Here is an 18,128-nt window from a genome sequence, read left to right as displayed (position 1 = left end):
CCTGTTTTATTCCTCCCACAAACAGGAAGTGTTATTAGCCATGAGTCTTGCAGATCAAGTATTGGCGGTGAATGACGATTTGCCGATCCGTACCGATAAACCTGTCCATTCCGGCAAAGTGCGCAGCGTCTACTGGTTGACCCCCGAAGACAGTGCCCGGCTCATAAAAGAGAAAGGCTATGATGTGCCTGCCGATGCGCCGCTCGCCCTCATGGTGATCAGCGACCGCATCTCGGCCTTCGACTGCATCTGGCAAGGTGTCGACGGGCTGAATGGCGTACCGGGCAAAGGAGCTGCGCTCAACGCCATCTCCAGCCACTGGTTCAAGCTGTTCAAGGAGAAGGGACTGGCCGACAGCCACATCCTGGATATTCCGCACCCCTTCGTCTGGATCGTGCAAAAAGCCCGCCCCGTGATGATCGAAGCGATCGCCCGCCAGTACATCACTGGTTCCATGTGGCGTGCCTACAAGGATGGTGAGCGTGAGTTCTGCGGTATTACTTTGCCAGAAGGGCTCAAAAAGGATCAGAAGTTGCCGGAGATTCTTATCACCCCCTCCACCAAGGGTGTGCTGACCGGGCTGGATGGTGTGCCGGAAGCCGATGACGTCAACGTCTCCCGCGCCGATATCGAACGCCACTACCAAGGCTTCAACTTCAGCAAACCGGCTGACATCGATCGCTACGAAGTGCTGCTCAAAGAGGGCTTCAACGTCATCAGCGATGCGCTGGCCTCGCTGGATCAGATCTTCGTCGACACCAAGTTCGAGTTTGGCTATGTCCAGGATGCGGCCGGCAACGAGAAGCTGATCTACATGGATGAAGTGGGCACCCCCGACAGCTCCCGCATCTGGGATGGCGCGGCGCTGCGTGATGGCCAGATCGTCGAGAAGTCCAAAGAGGGTTTCCGTCAGTGGCTGCTCAACCACTTCCCGGATCCGGACATACTGCTCAACAAGAACCGCATGCCGGAACGTTTCGCCCTGGCCAAAGGCAACAAGCTGCCGACCGAGGTGATGATGGATATCTCCAACACCTACGTCGGGATCGCCGAGAAGATCATCGGTCACCCGCTGGTGCGCTCTGCCAATCCGAAGCAGGAGATCATCGAGGTGCTGCGGGATCAGTACGGTCTGATCGACTAAGGGTTGCCGCCTTTTTTTGTCATCGAAAAACAAACGTTTGCTGGTGACAAAAGGCACAAGCCGACCAACAGACGGGCCCCAGTCCGGGGCCCGTTTTTATTGGTGGTCTGGCGGCAAGGGGGCGGCTATCAGCCGTTGACCTTGAACACCTGCCCGGTCTGCACGCCCAGCACGGATTTCTGGTAGGCCAGTGCCACTTTGGCGGCGGGCACCGGCACGAAGCCCGGGAAGAAGTCGGCGTATTTGTCCATCGACTCGGTCAGCACGGTCGGGCTCACCACATTGATGCGCAAGCCCTTTGGCAGCTCGCAGGCGGCGGCCTTCACAAAGTGCTCGATGGCGCCATTGATGGTGGTCGCACTGACTCCCCAGTTGATGGGTTCCTCGCTCAAAATACCGCTGATCAGGGTGATGGAGCCCTTGTCATTCAGATAGGGGATGGCGGCGCGGGTCAGGTTGATCTGGCCCATCAGCTTGCTCTGGAGCCCCACTTGCCACTGCTCGTCGGTCATCTCGGTCAGACCGTTGAAGGCCACGCTGCCGCTGGCGACGACCAGCGCATCAAACTGGCCCACCAGGGCAAACAGCGCCTTGATGGAGGCGGGATCGCGCATGTCGACAGTGGCATCGCCACGGCTGTGACCGACCCGGATCACCTGATGGTCCTTGGCAAGCAGTTCACTGACCGCAGAGCCGACGGTGCCGGAGGCACCCACAATCACAATCTTCATCTGTTTCACTCCTGGTTGGGATAAGTCGATTCTAGCGCGATGAAACGGGGGAAAAAGCGCGTAAAATAAACTCATTGTTTCCATATTGGAGCTAATGATGGATATCGCCCATTTGGCCAGCTTTTACGAGGTGGTGCAGCGAGGCAGCTTCTCTGCCGCTGCCGATGTGCTGGGGGTCAGCAAGGGGATGCTGAGCCGCCATGTCAGCGCCCTGGAAGCCGCTCTCAATGCCCAGTTGTTGCAGCGCACTACCCGCCGGCTCAGCCTCACCGAGGCGGGCAAGACCCTCTATTTGCAGACGGGGCAGATTTTCGCGCTAGTCCGGCAGGCGGAAGAGGATATCCAGGCACTGACCGAGGAGGATGCTGGCCGCTTGCGCTTTACCTGTGCGGTCAGCACAGGGGATCGCATGGTGAGCGAGCTGCTTGGCCATTTTGCAGTGCTCTGCCCGGGTGTCGAGGTCGAACTCAACTTCACCAATGCCATGGTCGACATGAGTCAGGGGGAGAACGACATAGCGCTGCGCGCCATGAGCAGCATCCCCGACAACCTGGTGGCGTTGCCACTCGGTCAGCTCAAGGACGTGGTGGTGGCAAGCCCCGCTCTGCTGGTGCGGGAAGGGATTCCAGCCACCCCCTATGAGCTGAGTAGCCGCCCCTGCCTGTTGCAGGGGAGCAACCCCGCTTGGGAGCAGTGGCACTTTCGCAGAGGAGAGGAAGAGGCCCACATTCTGGTACAAGGCAAGGTGCGGGCCAATCATTACAGTACCGTACTGCAACTTGCACGTGCTGGCATGGGGTATGCCAAGTGCCCTCTGATGCTGGTGGAGCCCGCGCTGGCCGCGGGAGAGCTGGTGACCGTGCTTGACGGGTGGCAGAGTGGCCTGCATCAGCTCCATGTGCTGCACGCCCAGCAGCGGCGGGTGCCACGCAAGATCCGGCTGTTCAAGCAGGTGCTGGCCCAGTGGTTTGCCGAGCGGCCCCGTTACTTGCTCTGACCTGCGTTATTTTTCTGTCATCTTCGGCCGCTACCCTGTGCCCATCGTAGCGATCAGGAAGATGAGCGAGCATGAAGGGTTATCAGAAGTGGAGTGGTTTGACACTGCTGTGGTCGGCGCTGGGCATGAGTACTGCACAGGCCGCCGTCGAGGTGGTGGTCCCACCGGATTTCCAGATCCTGGCGGTCAGTGCGGGCAAGCTGCAAGATGAGCAGCACGCTACCCTGGCGGATGGGGAGCAGCAGTTGTTGGTGCGATATGAGGGGGTGATCCCGAGTCGCAATAGCAGCGAGAACGATCGTCAGGTGCGATCCGATCCCCAGGTGGTGCGCTATCAGGCCAGCAACCAGCGCTTGACGCTGGTGGCCCAACAGCCAGCCGATGAGCAGGCGATGGTGGCCTATGCCAAGGCGCCAGTTGTGACGCTGCAGGCCAATGGTCAGGCGCTCGATACTCAGCAGGATGCACTGATGACCAGCGGCATGCTGATCGGTATGGACTGGCGAGCCCGGCTCGAGGAGTACAACCGCAGTGGTGGCAAGGCAGCGTTGACGATGGCCGGAGTGGCAACCACAGTGGCAGCGGGCAAGGCTGTGCCTGCTGTGGCAACCAGCGAACTGGAGGGGCGGTTGCAGCAACTCTTCTTGCAGGCGGACCCGGAGCTTCGCAAGCGCTTCGTCGGCTGGGCCGTGCCGCGACTTTAAGTTTGCAGCCCGTTGCAGTAACGTGGGGGCTCTCATCGTGCATAGCGCCCACCTTATCCAACGAGGTCTTCATGTTTGAATTGCACACTCGCCTGCAGGCGGATACCCAGCTGCTCGGGGATCTGCCGCTTTGCCGTGTCCTGCTCGCCAAAGACAGCCAGTATCCCTGGCTCATCCTGGTGCCACGGGTAGACAACTTGCGCGAGATCCACCATCTGGCGCCCGCTCAGCAGCAACAGCTGATGCAGGAGTCCTGCGCCGTCGCCACCCTGATGGAACAGGCCCTCAGCCCGGACAAGATCAACATCGGGGCGCTGGGCAATCTGGTACCGCAACTGCATCTGCACCATGTCGCCCGCTTCACCACGGACAAAGCCTGGCCCGGCCCCATCTGGGGGGCTCACCCCGCTTTGCCATATGACCCGCAGGCCTTGCGGACCCAAGCCGATAGCTGGCGTGCCCGGCTTGCCCATCTGGCCGGTTTCATCCCGCTTTGCGTTGATAATTGAGTCAAGTGAGAGGCGGCTCGCTATTTCAGAGCTCAAGCCGCGCTATCTGTTAGAGTTATGATATAGATAAGCCCATTTTCGATGTTCAGGAAGGTCCCATGATAGTGACAAGAGCCGACAACGACGCCGTATTGACCACAGAGGATGTGTTGCTGAGTCTGTGCCATTCGGTCACGGGGGTATTGAGTGCGGCGACCCAGAGTCAGGTGCGTTTCTCCGGCATGGTGCAGCGCATCAGCAAGACCTGTCTCAAGCCGGATATCGGCTGTTTCGTGTTGTTCGACGGTGGTTTCTCCGGCCTGGTCGTGATCAACTTCTCCGCCTCTGCGGCCATGGAGCTGTACGAAAGCTACATGCTCAGCATGGGCCTCTCCAAGGAAGATCTCGCCATCTCCCACACTTCGGACGAGGTGAGCAACGTCATGGGCGAGTTGATGAACCAGATCGTCGGCAGTTTCACCGTCAAGGTGGGCCGGGATCTGCAGACTCACATTACCCAGAACCAGCCGAAAATGCTGGCGCTGAACAAACAGGTGATGCTGAGCGTCGACACCAACCTCGACAACCCGGAAGCGCGGCGGGTTACCTTCTTCACCTCCCGCAACAACATCTTCTATCTGGAGCTGGCGATGGACAGGACAGAGTTCATCCGCATTCACAGTGATGGCATGGACGAAGAGGAGCTGGATCCGGATGCGCTGATCGCCCAGACCAAGCTGGCGGCATCCAAGCCAACGCCGGTTGCCGCCAAGGTGGCCAATGAGCACGACGATCTGCTCGATTCGCTCGGTATCTGACGTCAGCCACGCGCACAAATGCCAAGGCCACCCCATGGGGTGGCCTTGTTGTTGCTGGAATGGACCGGTTTAGAAGTTGTAGAGCAGGCCGGTGCTGACGCGGGTGGCCTGACTGTCGTAGAAGCTGATGTCGGAGTTGGCGGTGGAGTAGGCCGCGGTAAAGGTGGCGGCGAGATCCTTGACGCCGAACAGACTGTGCCAGAAGAAGGTACCGTTGATGGCAAACTCGTTTGCATCGGCGCTCTGGCCGAAGATGGGATTCGCCTCGTCATAGTTGCGCTTGCCGGCATAGACGTTGCTGACGATGGACCACTGGGGGCCACGCTTGGCGTAGGTCAGCTGCAGACCCGTGTTCTTGAAGCTCTCGGTGCTGCCATCAAGCCTGGCTTGCTTGTACAGGATCGCGGGCTCCAGCAGCTGGTTGCCGCCAAAATGCCACTGATAGGAGATCTCCATGTCGTGCACCTTGCCGTTGCGATCCAGCATGGAGGCATAGTGGGTGCCGTGGGTCAGGTCATACTGCTGCCCGCTGCGCTCTTCATCCAGATCCACTTCCCGGCTGGTGAGGCTGCCGTGGAAGTTGCTGCCCCAGATCTTGTCCCAGGTGAAGCGAACCCCTTTTGATTTCACATCGGTGGAGCTGCGATCCACATTGGTGGCGAAGGGATCGCTCCACAGCTCGACCGGCATGGCGTTGAACACCAGGGAGGTGGCGACGATTCCCTTGTCGCCCATCTCCTGACGCAGACCCAGCTGCTGGGTGAAGTCGAAGCGGATCGCATCCTGGATCAGGTTGCCGAGAAACACCTGGGTACGGGTGTCGGCAAAGGTGTAACGGATGTCGGCGTTGATGAGGGGAGTCAGACCGCTTTCACTGTCGGGAGAGCCGAGGTCATTGATGCGGCTGTTGCTGTCATCGCCCGCATAGAAGTTGGACTTGTAGCTGACGGCGTTGACCCCGCCGAGCAGGAAACCGGACCAGCCGGACTGCTTGGGGATCTCCCCCAGATCGGCGTGGGCGGCATTGGCTGCCAGCAGGCCAAGACTCAGCAGGGTGAGAGTGCGCATCGGTAAGACTCCTGAAATAACAAGCTGTTGGATGAAATGGCTCGGGATGATAGGACAGCAAGCTGAACTGCGGCTGACTGAGTCCACCAACGCATGCTATCCCAGTTGGCAGATGGCGTTAATCAATAATTAATAGCGTGACGGCACAAGAGTTCGGCGCTCCGTGCTGGTATTCTGTTCGGCGAATATCGGGGAGAAAACAACAAGATGAAACAAATCAAATCCTGGGCGCAATATTACGTCGATCTGATGACCAAGCTGGGTCTGGTGCGCTTCAGCATGTTCCTGGCGACGGGCATCATAGTGCTGGCCGTCTCCATCCAGATGGGGGTAACCCTGTTTCTGCGCGGCACCGTGGACATAGTCGACCTGGTGCGCTCCGTCTTCTTCGGCCTGCTGGTGACCCCCTGGGCCGTCTATTTTCTCTCCATCGTCGTGGATCAGCTGGAGGATTCCCGCCAGCGACTGACCCGCATGGTGCGCAAGCTGCAAGACATGCGCGAACGGGATCTGGAACTCAACAGCCAGCTGCAGGAGAACATCAGCCGCCTCAACGCCCAGATTGCCGAAACCAATCGGGCCGAGACACTGCGTCAGCAAGCGATCGAGGATCTGGAGAACGAGGTGTTCCAGCGCGAAAAAGCCCAGTTGCACCTGGGCGAGCGTACCGCCTTGCTGCGCTCCTTCATCGACTGCTCCCCCGATCTGGTCTACTACCGCAATGAAGACGAGCAGTTCTCCGGCTGCAATCGCGCCATGGAGGAGCTGACCGGCCGTGTGGAGGCCGAGCTCATCGGGCTGACCCCGTTCGATGTCTACAAGCAGGAGATTGCCAACAAGGTGGTGGAGACCGACAAACAGGTCTTTACCAGTAACGAGCCGCTCACCTATGAGCAGTGGCTGGAATACCCGGATGGTCGCAAGGCCTACTTCGAGCTGCGCAAGGTGCCTTTCTTCGATCGCTTTGGCAAACGGCTCGGCCTGCTCGGTTTTGGCCGCGACATCACAGAGCGCAAGCAATATCAGGACAAGCTGGAGAAGGCGAGCCGCGACAAGACCACTTTCATCTCCACCATCAGCCATGAGCTGCGCACTCCGCTCAACGGCATAGTGGGCCTCAGTCGCATGCTGATGGATACTCCCCTCGACCCCCGGCAGCATCAGCAGCTCAAGACCATCCACCTGAGTGCCGTGACCCTGGGCAATATCTTCAATGACATCATAGATCTGGACAAGCTGGACCGGCGCCGGTTGGAGATAGCGCCGACCCCCATCGACCTGCCCGCCTTCCTGGACGAGCTGGAGACGCTGTCGCGCATCCAGGCGGAGCAGAAGGGGCTCTATCTGCATTTCGATCGGGATGGCGACATGCCGCAGTTCGTGATGGCCGATGGCACCCGCCTGCGCCAGGTGCTGTGGAATCTGGTGGGCAATGCGGTCAAATTTACCGATGAGGGCGGCGTGACGGTACGTTGCCTCTCCCACGCGGCCGATGTGCCGGGCAAGTTGGCATTGCACTTCGAGGTGGAGGATACCGGTGTCGGCATACCTCGCGCCCAGCAGGAGAAAATTTTTGCCATGTACTATCAGGTGCAAGGCAAGAAGCACGCCACCGGCACCGGCATTGGTCTGGCCGTCTCCCGCCAGCTGGTGCAGGCCATGGGCGGTCAGCTCTATGTGGACAGCGACCCGGGTGAAGGTTCCTGCTTCACCGCCGAGCTGGAAGTGGATTGCGTCGAACCTCAGGTGGCTACCTCCGAGCAGGAGATGCCGACCCTCGATATCCTGCTGGTGGAAGACGTGGAGCTGAATGTGACAGTGGCCTGCGCCCTGCTCAACAAGTTGGGGCATGAGGTCAAGGTGGCCCGGGACGGCGCCCAGGCGCTGGCCATGGCCAATCCCGATGACTTTGACCTGATCCTGCTCGACATTCAGCTGCCGGACATGACCGGCTTCGATGTGGCGGCCCAGTTGCTGGCGCGCTACGGCGACAGTTTGCCGCCCATGGTGGCGCTCACTGCCAATGCCACCGGCGATCGCCAGTATTATCGGGATCGCGGCCTGCAGGATGTGATCAGCAAGCCGCTGGGCTCCCGGGCGGTGCGCGAAGTGATTGGTCACCTGTTTGCGGATCTGGCCGACGATGAGGCCGACGAGCAAGCTGATGCAGGCAATCAGGATGCGCTGCTGGACCTGGCCTTTCTTACTGATTACGCCGATACAGTGGGCAAGCCGGTGCTGCTCTCCAGCGTCGAACTGTTCGAGAAGATGATGCCGGACTATATGGCTGTGCTCGACTCCAACATGATTGCCAAGGATCAGGCAGGCGTGGTGGAAGAGGCGCACAAGATCAAGGGAGCGGCCGGTTCCATCGGTCTGCGCCGGCTGCAACAGCTGGCCCAGCTGATCCAGAGCCCGGATCACCCCGCCTGGTGGGAGAACGTGGAGGACTGGATAGAGTCGCTGCGCCGCGAGTGCCCGGGTGACATAGCCCGGCTGAAGCGCTGGCTGCTCTCCTGAGCCTGTCTGCCGCCTCATTACGTTGCCGCTTCAGGCACAGAAGGAGATGAACAAGATGTATCAGCGCCTGATCCCGTCACTGCGCAGTCACCCCTGGGGTGAGGAAGAGTTGCTTGAGGCGACCGAGCTGGATCGTGCCCGCATCGTACAGGCGGCACCTGTGCGCCGGCTGCAACAGAAGACCCAGGTTTTCCCGCTCGATGTGAAGGCCTCGGTACGCAGCCGTCTGACCCATTCGCTGGAGGTGCAGGAGACAGGCCGCCAGATCAGCCGCCGAATTCTGGCGGCGCTGCCTGCGGGTGCGGTGTGCGAGGGGGCCTTCATCAATCTGGTGGAGATGTCCTGCCTGCTGCACGATGTCGGCAACCCGCCGTTCGGCCATTTTGGCGAACAGGTGATGAGCCAGTGGCTGACACAGGAACTGGATACCCTGTTCGCTGCAGCCCTTGGCCAGGCGCCCAGCCCGCAGTGGGCTGAGCTGCGCCAGGATCTGCTGGTGTTTGACGGCAATGCCCAGAGCCTGCGGTTGGTGCACAGTCTGCATGAGCTGAACCTGACCCTGGGGCAGCTGGCCGCCCTGTGCAAGTATCCGCAACAACCCCAACCGGGACTTCATTACGGCCAGCATCACGGCTGGACCAGCAAGCGGGGCATCTTCTTCAGTGAGCAACCCCTCTACCGTTCCCTGAGCCAGAGCCTGGGGCTGGCACCCGGTTGCCGCCACCCGCTGGTCTACATCATGGAGGCGGCTGACGACATCTCTTACTGCATCGCCGATCTCGAAGATGCGGTGGACAGACGCATTCTCAGCCTGAGCGAGCTGCAACAGGCGCTGCGTCTGGCCGATGCAGGCAGCTACATGGCCGTACTGCTGGCGGATGCCACCGCCTCGGACAGAGGCTTCTTCCCCCATTTTCGCCAGCATCTGACTCACGACTTGATCGCGCTGGCCGCCCACACCTATGTGAGCGAGCACGAGATCATACTGAGCGGTGCCTATCCCCAGGCGCTGCTGCACGGTCAGGCTCCGGCGGCCATGGTGCTCGACACCCTCAAGCAGGTGGCTCGCGAGCAGGTTTTCATGCGCCCCGAGGTCGAGGCGCTGGAGCTCGAAGGCTATGCTGCCTTGCGCGGTGTGCTCTCTACCTATGCCTGCCTGCTGGCATTGCCCGCCAGTCAATTCGAGCGTCTGCTGGCCGGGCAGGGGGGCAGCGAGCTCTTCTTCGCCCGTCGCCTGTTTCACCGCTTGTCGGCCCGTCATCTCAAGGCATACCGGCTGGCCGTGGCCAGCAGGGATCCCCGTTTCGACAGCGGTGCAGAGCAGGAGTGGTACTACAGGGTGCGGCTGCTGCTCGACTATGTCAGCGGCATGACGGATACCTATGCGCTGGAAGAGTTCCGCTTGCTGTCCGGGATCTGATACGCCCGCGAGAAGGGCAGGAATGAACGCGCGCAGGCATTGATAGATGACCCACCACCCATATGGGGGTGAGGTTATTGTATAAAATTCGGTCTTTTTTTAGACTGTGGCAACTTGTTCAACTTTCACTTGGTAAGGAGACGAATATGCAACATTCAATGCTAAACGTTGCGTCCGATCGCTGCATTGGCAGCGCGAAGACTCGTGCTCTTTTTTTACCGCGTGGAGGAAACAGGTAACCCCTGTCTTTTTATCACCCGCGGTTGTCCCGCAGGGTGATCTCTTCTCTCCGGGAGAACCGCACGTTCAACTGGAGAATATCATGTCTATCGAACTGGCTCTGCTGCGCACTGTCGAATCCCTGGTTCAGAAACGGATCACCCGGCTGGAGCGCCGCATCAGCTACCTGCACCTCTCACCTGCCTTGCTGAAAGATATCGGCCTGGAAGGGCAAAATGTGCAGATCGCCCACATCCGTGAGCAGGAATATCAAACCGGCTTCCGACTTGGGAATCGAATAACCTGACAAGAAGGGGCTTGGCCCCCTTCTTGCAGGAAAATGGCAGGCTTGGGCCTGCCATTTTTGTATCCGTTTGAGTTTGGTTACGAATTTTCATTCGCACATTTTGCCAAAATCCCTATTATCGCTCTCCGATCTGTTCAGGAGTTATCCATGTTGCGTCTTTGCTATCGCGCCTTCCTGCTGTGCTGGCTTGCCTGCTGGGGCCATGTGGCTTTAGCGCAAACCAGTCTGGACAAGGACCGGCTGGGGCTGTCTGAGCGCCTGTGGCTCGCCTCGCGCAGCGATCTGGTTGTCGGCATGCCCTCTGTGGCCTGGCCCCCTTACGTCTATGCCAATAGCCGGGGGGGGGTCAGTGGTCCGCTGGATGATTTTGCCTCTCTGGTTGCAGGTCGGCTTGGACTGACGCTGCGCTACAAGACCTATCCCTACTACGCTGGTGCCCAGCAAGCTCTGCTTGATGGCGAGGTCGACATGCTGATCGGCGTGACCCCCAGTGCCTCGCGGCAACAGAAAATGCGGTTTACCTCGGATCTCATGGGTCTGCCCCGCGGTGTGCTGTTGGCGAAGGGGAACGATACCCTCTCCCTGGCGGCGGCTCGTCAATTACGCTGGGTGTGTGAACAGGGATTCAACTCCTGTGAGGACCTTGAGAAGCTGGGCATGGACCAGCTGGCGCAGGCAGACAGCAGCGACGAGGCCGTCTTCATGGTGAAAAAGGGGTTGGCAGACGCCTATCTGGCCGATCTGCCTGCCCTGGTTCGCTTGCAACGCCTGCAGCAGCAGGCCGGCCTGAAAGTGATCACTCCGGACTGGGTGACGGATACCTCGCTGGCCATGGCAGTGGGACCCAATAATCAGGGACTGCTGGAACTGCTGGAGCTGGCGCTCAACGACATCCCCCTTGAGGATCGGCGCCGCATTCTGGAGACGGGGGGCATAGTCGACTATGAACTGGCTCATGGCCCTCGCCAGATTATCTTCAACCAGAGCGAGCTGAATTGGCTGGCCTTGCATCCCACGCTCAAGTTTGGCGTTGCACCTGACTGGCCAGCGGTGAGCGAGATCGACGGTGCGGGTCAGCTCAAGGGTTTCATCGCCGACCTGCTCAAGGTGATGAGCACCCGGTCCGGTCTCAAGTTTACTCTGGTACCGACTAGCAGCTGGACCGAAACCCAGGCGCTGTTCCAGGCGCGCAAACTGGATTTCATTCCGGCCATGACACCGACGCCCGAGCGCCGCCAATTCTCTCTGTTTACCCCTGAATACGCCTTCATCCACAGAGTGATCGCGGCCAGACAGGGGGTGGCTGAGCTTGAGGATCTCAATCAGCTCAAGGGGCACAAGGTAGGCATAGTCGGTGGTTCTGTGGAGGAACTGGTGCTCAAGGAGGTGGGAGCCTATCCGGTGACGGTCAGCAGTGATACCAGGCTGTTGCCCCTGCTCGATCAGAATGAGGTCGATTATGTGCTGATGAGCATGACAACGCTGCAACTGGCGTTGCAGAAGGGATTCAACAACCGCTATCAGGTGGTCTTCTCCGGCAACGAGTTGCGAGTGCCCGTCGCCATGGCGGCCCATCAGCAAGATCCCATGTTGCAGCAGATCCTGACCAAGGTCTTGCTCTCCATCCGGCCTGACGAGTTGTCGAGGCTGGAACAGAAGTGGCTCTCCCTCACCATCCAGACCGGCATCAACCCGGCGACAGTGCTGCTCTGGTCCTCTTTCGGTATGGGGGCCTTTCTGCTCTGCGTGCTGTTGTTCATGGGCTGGAACCGCACGCTGCGTCGCCAGATAGTCCAGCGCCAGCTGGCCGAGCGCAAATTGAACGAGCAGCTGACCTTTGTGCAGACCCTGCTCAACTCCCTGCCCAACATGGTGGCACTGCGTGACCGGGAGCAGAGCATCACGCTGTGCAACCAGGCTTATCGGGATGCTTTCCTTGGTGCCTGCGTGGGCGATGAGTGTATCGATCTTGACGGCATGCCGCCCCAGGAGCGTGAGCGGGTGCTCAAAGAGGAGCAGGATGTGTGGCACAGCGGCAAGCAGTTGGAAGGGGCTGGTTACAGTCGCCGCCAGGATGGCACCCTGTTTCACGTCATCTATGCCAAGCGCCCCTACCGCTCACCGAGCGGCGATATGCTGGGTGTACTGACGGTGCTCACCGATGTGACCCGTATCAAGGAAGCCGAGGCGCGGGCCCGCAAGGCGGAGACCCGGCTCACCCAGATCACCGACAGCATGCCGGGTATCGTATATCAGTACCTGTGGCAGGGGCCGGGCCAGGGGCGCTTCCTCTATGCCTCGCAAGGGGCGAACGAGATCCTGGGGGCCAGCCAGCAGGAGATGCTGTCAGCGGAGTCCGGGGGCGAGGTGTTCGGCTTTACCGAAGAGGCGCTGCAGGATTTTGTCAGCAAGGTTGCCAACCACGCCGAGACACTGGCACCGCTCGACCTGGAGGTAAAGGTAGAGCGCCCTGAGGGGGATCGCTACCTGCAGGTGCGCGGCAGTTTCGTGCCGCAGGATGAGGGGAATCTGATCCTCAACGGCGTGATCCAGGACATCACTGCCCTCAAGCGTCAGGAGCATGAGCTGAGGGAGGCGCGCGCCTATGCGGAGCAGGCGATGCAGGTGCGCAGCCGTTTCCTCGCCACCATGAGCCACGAACTCAGAACCCCCATCTCCGGCATGCACGGCATGCTGGAGCTGCTGCAGATGAGCGAATTGAATGAAGATCAGCGTTACATGCTGCGCAACGTCATCACCTCGACCAACAACCTGCTCTATCTGGTCAACGATGTGCTCGACTTTTCCAAGATAGAGGCGGGCCAGCTGCAACTGCATTATCAAGCCTGCCGTCTCGCCTCCGTGATCTGTGACGTGATCCGTGGTCATGCCACCCTGGCCCATGGCAAGGGGCTCAAAGTGACACTGGATTGGGCGCCAGACGTGCCGGACCAGGCGCGTATCGATGCTGTGCGGGTGGGACAGGTGCTCTCCAATCTGCTCAACAATGCGGTCAAGTTCACCGAGCGGGGGGAGATCCGTATCCAGGTCAGTTATCGCGCCGAGCAACTGCTCATCGCCGTCAGTGATACCGGTATCGGCATTGCCGAAGCGAAGCAGGATCGCCTGTTTACCCCATTCGAGCAGGTGGAATCCGACATAAATCGACGCTTTGGCGGCACAGGGCTGGGGCTGGCCATCTGTCATCAGCTGGCGCAGAAAATGGGGGGCAGCCTGGCCCTTGAGAGCAAACCCGGCCAGGGAACCCGCCTGACGTTCAGCTTTCCGTTGACCGAGAGTCGATGGGATGCACCTGCGCTGGCGGGTCAGGAATGGTGGCTGTTTGGCGAGGATGCCGCCTTGCAGTCTGCCATGCAGCGGCTGGGGGCCAGGCTGAATCGTCTGGAGCCTCAGCAGTGGCAACAGCCACTGAGTGGCTTGCTGTTCGCGGAGGAGGGCTGGCTGGAACAGGCCCTGGGCAGCGATTGGCTGACACGTTTACAGCAATCCGCGCTCAAGGGCATAGTGCTCTCCCCGCTGGAGGCACTGCGCGGCCGCATGGGATCGGATGCCGGCAATCTCCGCTCTATCCGGATCTGTTGCTGGAAACCTGCCATCAGCTGCTGGGAGAGAAAGCGATCAATCCGGTCGAGGCCCATACGGCCAAGTTGCAAGGACGCGTGCTGGTGGCCGATGATCATCCTATCAACCGTGCTCTGCTGGCCCGTCAGCTCGCCATTCTGGGGGTGGATGCCGAGGTGGTGGATGATGGCGAGAAGGCGCTGCGCACCTGGCAGGGGCAAGATTTTGCCTTGCTGCTCACCGATTGCCACATGCCGGTGATGGATGGCTATACCCTGACACGGACCCTGCGAGGGCAGGGGGAACAGGCGCCCATCATTGGCGTCACGGCGGATACGTCAGAAGAAGCCAGTCTGCAGATGCAGGAGGCCGGCATGAACGACATGCTGTTCAAGCCTTACACCCTGGATACCTTGCGCCAGATGCTGGAGGACTGGTTGCCGGTCGTTGCACCGGTCGCCGAGGTGATACCTGTGCCTGCCGAACCCGCTGCGGATCTGGGGGCATGCTGGATCTCGCTGTTTGGCGATGAGGCGGTGGCCCGCAGCATGGCGCGGGAGTATCTGGATTCCAACCGCCAGGATAGTGATGACATGATGCAGGCATTGGCCCGTCAGGATACGTATGCTCTGGTAGAGACTGCGCACCGCATCAAGGGGGCTGCCCGCATGGTAGGACAGCTACCATTGGCAGAGGAAGCTGCCCGACTCGAAGCGGCGGCCCGACTGAAACAACTGGAAGAACTCACCGAGTTGAGCCAGACAGTACAGGCGCTGATGAACTCTATAACACGCGAAATTGGACTATGGCTCGATGAACAAGACACAGCATGAGTTGGCGATCATGGTGGTGGAAGACCACGCGTTTCAGCGCAAGGCACTGATGCACCAGATCCGTGGGCTCGGTTATACCTCACTGCTGGAGGCTCAGGATGGCGTGGAGGCACTGGCAATGTGTCAGCGCCATCAGGTCGACATTCTGTTTTGCGATCTGCGCATGCCCGGCATGGATGGCATGGCGTTGCTGCGCCGTCTGTCCCTCGGGGGCTTTCGTGGCGGTATCATCCTCTCCAGTGCACTGGAAGATGACGTGGTCGAGGCCGTGTTGCGGATGAGCGCCGCCTATGGCCTACAGGTGCTTGGGCGCATCGAAAAGCCCTCCAGCCAGCAGCAGATCAGCCAGTTGATCGGCGCCTGGCGCCCACAGCAGGAGCGGGCTCAGGAGGAAGATGGCCACAGCCTGACGCTGGATGAGCTGAGCCGGGCATTGGAGCAGGATCAACTGCTGCCCTGGTATCAGCCCAAGGTGAGTTTTGGCTCGGGGCACTGGGTCGGCATGGAGGCGCTTGCCCGTTGGCAGCACCCTGACTACGGCCTCATCTCGCCGGTGCGCTTCATCCCCCTGGCGGAAAACAACGGCCTCATCGGGTGATCATCAGCAAGTCTCTGCGTGACGGTCACCTGTGGGAGCAGACAGGTCTCTCCCTCAATCTGTCGATGAACCTCTCAACCACCTCCCTCATCGAGGGGGATCTCTGCAATACCCTGATCAACCAGTGCCAGCGCTGGAGCATCAACCCCGAACTCATCACCCTGGAGGTGACCGAAAGCTCGTTCGTCAAGGATCTGGGCAAGTCGCTGGAAGTGCTGACCCGGCTGCGGATGCACGGCTTTGGCCTCTCCATCGATGACTTCGGGACCGGCTACTCCTCCATGCAGCAGCTGGCGCTGCTGCCCTTCACCGAGCTCAAACTGGATCGCTCTTTCGTCGATCGCTGCTATGAGGACCCCTCCCGCTTGGCCATAATAGAGTCAAGTATCGAACTGGCCCGCAAGTTGGGACTCAAGTCGGTCGCCAAAGGGGTAGAGGATGAGCTGACCTGGCGACTGCTGGCCAGATTGGGGTGCGATGTGTGTCAGGGCTTCTTCTCCGCCCGGCCCATGCCGCGGGATGAATTGATGGGGTGGCACGACACCTGGCGCGAACGATTACCCGGCCTGATCGGGGACTGATCGCCAGGCGGCATGCCCGCAGTTGAACAAGGACGTTCATGAAAATTTCAAGCAAGTTGTTGTTTAGTTTCTGTTTTATCAATCTGTTGGTGATCCTCTCCTCCGGCCTTGTCTATCACCAGCTCGGCCGGATCGGCGAGGTTGAGACAGCGCTGCTGGAGCAGGCGCTGCCTGCCCTGCAACGGGATGAGGCGAGCCAGAAGGCGCTGGTGGCCACCGTCTCCTCCTTGCGTGGTTATCTCATTCTTGGCAAGGATCCGGTCCAGGCATCCCGCCTCAAACAGGAGTGGGAAGGGGCCTGGCAAGCCATCGAGCAGCAGCAGTTCACTCCCGCACTTGCCCAGTCGCTCAAGGCCTTCAAAGGACGCCAGGAGCAGGTATGGGCCATCGCCCACACAGAGGAGAACCTGCCCGCTCACACGCTCATGCTGCTGGAGGCGGGCCCGCTGGCAGAAGCGGCCCTCGATCAGTTGCAGTCATTCGCCAATGAAGAGGTGGCCACCCCGCAGGATCAGTTGCCAGGGGACCGCCGTCTGCTGCTCAAGCAGGTGGGGGATGCGTATAACAGCCTCTCCAATGCCCTCTCAGCCCTGCGGGACTTCCTCATCTCGGGCGACCCCGAATATGGCACCAAGTATCAGGATTACTACCAGTTCCATCAGCAGCGGGTCGCCGAGCTGAAACAGCAGCAGGCCCATTTCTCCGAGGCCCAGAAGAGCCTCTGGTCGCTGTTTGAAGAGATGTCAGCGCCCTTTGCCGAACTGGTCGGTCAGGTGATAAGCAAGCGTCAGGCCCCGGACTGGGATCAGGCCAATCATCTGATGGCAACCGACATAGAACCTGCGTTGACCCAGCTGGCCAGTCAGCTGGCCGCCCAGGTGACCCAGACTCGCTCTGAAGTGGACAGCATGGGGGAGAAGATGGCCAGTGCCGGTCAGACCATCAACCGTACCCTGTTGCTGGCTACCCTGACCGTCATAGTGCTGGGCACCCTGGTCGCCCTGCTGTTCAGTCGCCGTCTGACCCGGGACATCGCCAGTCTGGTGGTGCGGGCCGATCAGGTAGCCAATGGCCGTCTGCCGTCCCGCCCTCTGCCGGTGCAGAGTCAGGATGAGCTGGGTGGATTGACGGGATCCATCAACCAGATGTCGCTGCAGCTGCGTCAGCTGGTCGGCGAGATCCAGGGCGCCGTGGGGCAGGTGGAAGGGGCGTGTGTCGAGGTGGGTAACACCACCAGGGCCATCGTCGACGATCTGGCGAGTCAGAATCAGCGGGTGGATACGGTGGCGGCGGCGATCGAACAGATGTCGGTCAGCACCCGTGATGTGGCGGGGAACATAGCCGAGGCGGCTCGAGTGGCCCATCAGGCTGAGGGACAGACACAGCAAGGGGGCAGTGCCCTCGGTCGCATGACCACCACAATGCAGGAGATTGCCGCCATGATAGTTCAGGCCAATCAGGCCATGGGGCTGCTCAGTGCCCAGAGCGAACAGGTCGGCCGGGTGACCGAGGTGATCGCCACCATCGCTGAGCAGACCAATCTGCTGGCGCTCAACGCCGCCATCGAGGCGGCGCGGGCCGGGGAGCAGGGGCGTGGCTTTGCCGTGGTGGCCGATGAGGTGCGTTTGCTTGCCAGTCGCACCAGTCAATCAACCGAGGAGATCAGTCAGACCATCGCCAGTATTCAGCAACAGACCCGCCAGACGGTGAGCACGGTCGGCAGCGGTACCCAGTTGGTCGAAGAGGGCCGCAACGCCGTTGCCTCTGTGACGCAGACCCTGGATACCATGCTGCAGCTGGTGCAGGATCTGTCCGGTCAGCTGGGGGCCATTGCCACCGCTACCGAGCAGCAGTCGCGGGTTGCCCAGGAGGTGGCGGGCACAGTGGAAGAGATCGCCGGGCTGAGCCGACAATCGAGCCAGCGCAGCCAGCAGGGGGAAGAGATAGTGGCCAGACTGGCACAGGATACGGGTCGTTTGACGTCCGTCATCAGTCGCTTCGAACTGGGGGCCTGATAACGCCGCCAAGGCGTATGATCTGGATAAATAAATGAGGCGGGCCAGATGGCCCGCCTCAGCATTGGTACAGGCGGCAGGCAGCCTGATAGTCGAAGCTGCT

General features: G+C 60.3%; 11 protein-coding genes and 2 pseudogenes. 11 read left to right on the top strand and 2 right to left on the bottom strand.

Annotation, left to right across the window (positions count from 1 at the left end; translation table 11 throughout):
* The first annotated feature begins 40 nt into the window (after positions 1-40).
* Positions 41-1,144 carry a phosphoribosylaminoimidazolesuccinocarboxamide synthase gene (locus tag AXW79_RS04925; RefSeq protein WP_005311616.1) on the top strand — a complete coding sequence of 368 codons (1,104 nt, stop codon included), beginning with the start codon at positions 41-43 and terminating at the stop codon, positions 1,142-1,144.
* Between the two features lie 128 nt (positions 1,145-1,272).
* On the opposite strand, the gene AXW79_RS04920 is transcribed toward AXW79_RS04925, so the two are convergent.
* Positions 1,273-1,875, bottom strand: coding sequence for a short chain dehydrogenase (locus tag AXW79_RS04920; protein WP_005311619.1), 603 nt, complete (start codon positions 1,873-1,875; stop codon positions 1,273-1,275).
* 97 nt (positions 1,876-1,972) lie between these two features.
* On the opposite strand from AXW79_RS04920, the gene AXW79_RS04915 reads away from it, so the two are divergent.
* From AXW79_RS04915 to AXW79_RS04900, 4 genes are all read left to right on the top strand, one after another.
* Complete coding sequence (locus AXW79_RS04915) at positions 1,973-2,872, top strand: LysR family transcriptional regulator (RefSeq protein WP_085941500.1); 900 nt, start codon at positions 1,973-1,975, stop codon at positions 2,870-2,872.
* Between the two features lie 71 nt (positions 2,873-2,943).
* On the top strand, positions 2,944-3,576 hold the full coding sequence (locus tag AXW79_RS04910; RefSeq protein WP_005311623.1) for a DUF2057 domain-containing protein: 633 nt from the start codon (positions 2,944-2,946) through the stop codon (positions 3,574-3,576).
* A gap of 71 nt (positions 3,577-3,647) precedes the next feature.
* On the top strand, positions 3,648-4,085 hold the full coding sequence (locus tag AXW79_RS04905) for an HIT domain-containing protein (RefSeq protein ID WP_005311624.1): 438 nt from the start codon (positions 3,648-3,650) through the stop codon (positions 4,083-4,085).
* A gap of 98 nt (positions 4,086-4,183) precedes the next feature.
* Positions 4,184-4,882 (top strand): DUF3334 family protein, encoded by a 699-nt coding sequence (locus tag AXW79_RS04900; RefSeq protein ID WP_005311626.1) that lies wholly within the window; start codon positions 4,184-4,186, stop codon positions 4,880-4,882.
* Between the two features lie 69 nt (positions 4,883-4,951).
* On the opposite strand, the gene AXW79_RS04895 is transcribed toward AXW79_RS04900, so the two are convergent.
* Positions 4,952-5,950 (bottom strand): DUF2860 family protein, encoded by a 999-nt coding sequence (locus AXW79_RS04895; RefSeq protein ID WP_005311628.1) that lies wholly within the window; start codon positions 5,948-5,950, stop codon positions 4,952-4,954.
* 207 nt (positions 5,951-6,157) lie between these two features.
* On the opposite strand from AXW79_RS04895, the gene arcB reads away from it, so the two are divergent.
* The 6 genes and pseudogenes from arcB to AXW79_RS04865 all read left to right on the top strand — a co-directional run bounded on the left by arcB (position 6,158) and on the right by AXW79_RS04865 (position 18,025).
* Positions 6,158-8,470: an aerobic respiration two-component sensor histidine kinase ArcB gene (gene arcB / locus AXW79_RS04890; protein WP_005311630.1), complete on the top strand. Its 2,313-nt coding sequence runs from the start codon at positions 6,158-6,160 to the stop codon at positions 8,468-8,470.
* A gap of 55 nt (positions 8,471-8,525) precedes the next feature.
* Positions 8,526-9,890 (top strand): dGTPase, encoded by a 1,365-nt coding sequence (dgt, locus tag AXW79_RS04885; RefSeq protein WP_005311632.1) that lies wholly within the window; start codon positions 8,526-8,528, stop codon positions 9,888-9,890.
* 322 nt (positions 9,891-10,212) lie between these two features.
* A complete protein-coding gene (locus AXW79_RS04880) occupies positions 10,213-10,416 on the top strand; it encodes a hypothetical protein (protein ID WP_005311635.1) in 204 nt (67 codons plus the stop codon).
* Positions 10,417-10,563: 147 nt separating this feature from the next.
* Positions 10,564-14,831: pseudogene (locus AXW79_RS04875) on the top strand (ATP-binding protein).
* Positions 14,812-16,010: pseudogene (locus AXW79_RS04870) on the top strand (EAL domain-containing response regulator). The pseudogenes AXW79_RS04875 and AXW79_RS04870 overlap by 20 nt, the downstream one beginning before the upstream one ends.
* Positions 16,011-16,048: 38 nt before the next feature.
* A complete protein-coding gene (locus AXW79_RS04865; protein ID WP_005311637.1) occupies positions 16,049-18,025 on the top strand; it encodes a methyl-accepting chemotaxis protein in 1,977 nt (658 codons plus the stop codon).
* The last annotated feature ends 103 nt before the right edge of the window (positions 18,026-18,128 follow it).

The organism is Aeromonas salmonicida subsp. salmonicida, assembly GCF_001643305.1.
GTDB lineage: Bacteria > Pseudomonadota > Gammaproteobacteria > Enterobacterales > Aeromonadaceae > Aeromonas > Aeromonas salmonicida.
Note: the sequence above shows the minus strand (reverse complement) of the source record. Positions and strands in the feature narration are given on the sequence as shown.